We start from the raw sequence: 2,395 nt of genomic DNA on the forward strand, positions 1-2,395 counted from the left end.
CCGGAGGGGCCCGAGCGTGACCGAGGAGAAGAGCGACAAGCGGGGCTGGGGCGCCGGCCTTCGGGACGTCGGATCGCTGGGGGTGACGCTGGGCGGTAACGTTCGCCGATCGCGCCGTCGTCGTAAAAGTGGGGAGGCGGTCGACCCGTACGTCGACACCGATTTCAAGAGCATCTACAACGACGAGTCGTCGACGGTGATCGCCGACGACGGCGTCGGGCTAGCCGTGCGCACCCACATCACCGGCGGCAAGGACACGCTTCCGCCCGAACTGACGGTGATTTTTGTGCACGGCTTCACCTTGCGGATGGCGTCCTGGCATTTTCAGCGATACGACCTCGCCGAGCGCTGGGCCGACCGCCGCGTTCGGATGGTTTTCTACGATCAGCGTGGCCACGGCCGCAGTGATCCGGCCCCCGCTCAGTCGGCCTCCATCAAGCAGTTGGGCGACGACCTTGCTGCGGTGATCCGCGCCGTCGCACCGACCGGCCGCGTGATTCTGGTCGGCCATTCAATGGGCGGCATGACGGTCATGGCGCTGGCCCGCTCGCATCCGGAACTGTTCAGCCACACCGGCCGCATCACGGGTGTGGCGCTGGTGTCCACCGCGGCCCGCGGCATCACCGAAGCCGGACTCGGCGAAGGTCTGAATAATCCGATCGTCGACGCATTGCGTATCTCGGTCCGCTACATTCCGCGGCTGGTGCAGGCCGGCCGCGGCATCACCCGCCAGGCCGTCGAGCCGGTGTTGGTGGCCGCGAGTTTCGGTCCCGACTTCTACAGTCCGACCGCCGGGCACGCCGTCGAGTCGATGATCCAGAACACGCCGATCTCGACGATGGTCAACTTTCTGCGAGCCCTGGAGAGCCACGACGAGTCGACGGCGCTGCCGGTGCTCGCCAAAGTGCCGTCGGCGGTGATGTGCGGCGACCTAGACCGGCTGACTCCGCTGCCGAACTCGGTGCGCATGTATTCCGAGCTGGGCGACGATTCGCGGCTGCTGATCGGGGAGGGCTGCGGTCACATGCTGCCGATGGAGTACCCCGACCTGGTGAACGACGGCATCGACTCGTTGGTGCAGCGGTCCCGGCACGCCCGCAACCGGCCGACCATGCGGTGGCGCTGGGGAGCGGCGCAGTGACGCCGATTTCTCGCGGATCGGCGGGGGAGCGGGTACTCCCCGAGGTCGCCGACACCGAGGCTTTCGGCCGGGAGCTGGCGGCGGTGCTGCGTGCCGGGGATCTGGTGATCCTCGACGGACCCCTCGGGGCTGGCAAGACGGCCCTGACCCGCGGCCTGGGCGCCGGACTGGGCGTCGCCGGACGGGTCTCGTCACCCACCTTCATCATTGCGCGCCAACATCGGCCCGGCCCCGGCGGCGCCGTCGGCCTGATCCACGTCGACGCCTACCGGCTCGACGGACTCGACGACCTTGACGCCCTCGACCTGGACACCGACCTGGCCGACTCGGTGGTCGTCGTCGAATGGGGCGAAGGCGTCGCCGAACGCCTCGTCGAAGAATATGTACTGGTCCGGCTGCGCCGCGCCGACGAGTCCGAGGTGCGCCGCGCGAGCTGGGAATGGGTAAGCAATGACTGAGCGACTGATGTTGGCGATCGATACCGCGACCCCCTCGGTCGTTGTGGGCGTGGTCTCGACTGCCTCGATGGTTGAGCCGGCGACGAGCGGAGCGACGAGCCGTGTCGAAACCACCACCCTGGCCAGCCGGGTACTCGACGACCAGCGTCGCCACGCAGAAGTCCTCACCACCCTGATGCGCGAAGTCCTGGCCGAGGCCGGGGTCAGCGGCGCCGACCTCGACGCTGTCGTCGTTGGGTGCGGACCGGGACCGTTCACCGGTTTGCGCGTGGGTCTGGCCACCGCCGCGGCCTACGCCGACGCGTTGAACATTCCCGCGTACGGAGTCTGCACCTTGGACGCGATCGCCGCGGCGACCGGCGAAACCGACGACGTCCTGGTGGTGACCGATGCGCGCCGACGCGAGGTCTACTGGGCGCGCTACGGCGGTGGTGAACGCGTGGCTGGACCGGAGGTCTGTGCGCCAGACGCGGTGGATCGCGGCGCCGCGCAGATCGTGGCCGGTACGCCCGGCTTCACCGACCGGTACGAGCTGCCGGTCAGTACGACCACCGTGCCCACGCCGGCCGCGCTGGTCGCGGTGGCCGCGGTGGCGGCTCAGGGTGAACCCGACTCCTCCGTCGGCGGCTCGGGGGGCGGGGACCTGACTCCGCTGTACCTGCGGCGACCGGACGCCGTCTTGCTCGCCGATCAGCGGCGCAAGTCGCTGTTGTGATCGTCGAGCCACTGCTGCCCGCCGACCTGCCGCGGTGCGCGGAGCTGGAGGCGCAGTTGTTCGCCGGGGATTCGCCGTGGC

The 2,395-nt window shown here is 69.4% G+C and carries 3 protein-coding genes; all 3 read left to right on the forward strand.

Annotated elements, in window-relative coordinates; translation table 11 throughout:
- Positions 1 to 16: 16 nt before the first annotated feature.
- The 3 genes from WAW85_RS15265 to tsaB are packed head-to-tail and all read left to right on the forward strand — an operon-like array spanning position 17 to position 2,314.
- Positions 17 to 1,141 (forward strand): alpha/beta fold hydrolase, encoded by a 1,125-nt coding sequence (locus WAW85_RS15265; RefSeq protein WP_422560442.1) that lies wholly within the window; start codon positions 17 to 19, stop codon positions 1,139 to 1,141.
- Positions 1,138 to 1,599, forward strand: coding sequence for a tRNA (adenosine(37)-N6)-threonylcarbamoyltransferase complex ATPase subunit type 1 TsaE (gene tsaE / locus WAW85_RS15270; RefSeq protein WP_422560440.1), 462 nt, complete (start codon positions 1,138 to 1,140; stop codon positions 1,597 to 1,599). Before WAW85_RS15265 ends, tsaE begins: the two co-directional genes overlap by 4 nt.
- Positions 1,592 to 2,314 (forward strand): tRNA (adenosine(37)-N6)-threonylcarbamoyltransferase complex dimerization subunit type 1 TsaB, encoded by a 723-nt coding sequence (gene tsaB / locus WAW85_RS15275; RefSeq protein WP_422560441.1) that lies wholly within the window; start codon positions 1,592 to 1,594, stop codon positions 2,312 to 2,314. The genes tsaE and tsaB overlap by 8 nt, the downstream gene beginning before the upstream one ends.
- The last annotated feature ends 81 nt before the right edge of the window (positions 2,315 to 2,395 follow it).

The sequence above is a fragment of the Gordonia sp. (in: high G+C Gram-positive bacteria) genome (genome assembly GCF_049299075.1).
GTDB lineage: Bacteria > Actinomycetota > Actinomycetes > Mycobacteriales > Mycobacteriaceae > Gordonia.